Origin of the sequence: Ornithinibacter sp. (assembly GCF_035443565.1) — a bacterium.
Lineage (GTDB): Bacteria > Actinomycetota > Actinomycetes > Actinomycetales > Dermatophilaceae > Fodinibacter.
The window spans coordinates 1-1,016 of sequence record NZ_DAORSO010000444.1 but is presented as its reverse complement, the minus strand read 5'-3'; the positions used below and the strand labels follow the sequence as shown (position 1 = coordinate 1,016).

Here is a 1,016-nt window from a genome sequence, read left to right as displayed (position 1 = left end):
TGTTGAGCGACTCTTTGGATGATGACCGCTCGGGCATCTTGCGTCATGGTCGGTGAGGAGGGTTGGTCCTCAGGCTTGGTGTCGCGACTCGTTGACCAGCAGTAGACCTGGCCTTTCGCTCACGTTCGGCGGTGGTGACCGGCCCGCGGTCCAGGGGTTGCCGGGGCTCGCCTGCCCGGGCATGGTGCAACACCAGTTGCCCTCTACCGCCACACGGGGGGTGCCGTGACGATGGGCTGATGCGAGGAGTTGCTGAGCGTGTTGATCGTGCTGGACCCCGCGGGCGCCGAGGGCGACCTGAGGGCGTCCGAGATCTGCTGTCCCTCGTGTACTTCTGGGCGGTTACGGCCCTGGGGGTACGCCCGCACCAGGGTCCTACGCGGTCTTCGTGGGGCCCGGGTGTCGGTGCGCCCCAGGCGGGCACGCTGCCGCAGTTGCACGGCCACCCATGTGCTGCTCCCGGCCGAGGTGGCGCCGCGACGTGCCGACACCGTCGAGGTCGTCGTGACGGCTTTGCTGGCCCACCATGCGGGCTCCGGATACCGGGCGATCGCGGCCGACCTGCACGTGCCCGCGGACACCGTGCGATCCTGGCTGCGCCGGATCACCGGTCGAGCCGAGTGGCTGCGGCAGACGGCGACCGTGTGGGCCTACGAGCGCGACCCGATGCTGCCCCCGATCCTCCCGACCGGGTCCCTGCTCGGTGACGCACTGCAGGCGCTGGGTGTGGCGGTCAGCGCCCACCGACGCCGGCTGGGCTTCAAGGCCTCGCCGTGGCAGATCCTGACGATGGTCGCCGGCGGGCGGCTCCTTGCCCCTGTCCAACCAGCCCTGTCGGGCTGAGTCACCCGGTGACCTGGGGCACACCCATGCCCAACCGCAAACGACACCATGACCACCAACGGCACCATCTGAACGCACCGTGACGTCGTCGTCATCACGGTGGATGACGACGACTGCCAGTTCGTGGTCACCGAACCAGTCGCCGCCATCGTCAACCAGCGTGTCCGTCAACA

At 69.0% G+C, this 1,016-nt stretch carries 1 protein-coding gene; it reads left to right on the top strand.

The window, feature by feature from the left end:
- Window positions 1-504: 504 nt before the first annotated feature.
- Window positions 505-843: a hypothetical protein gene (locus tag PLL68_RS15830; protein ID WP_324535743.1), complete on the top strand. Its 339-nt coding sequence runs from the start codon at window positions 505-507 to the stop codon at window positions 841-843.
- The last annotated feature ends 173 nt before the right edge of the window (window positions 844-1,016 follow it).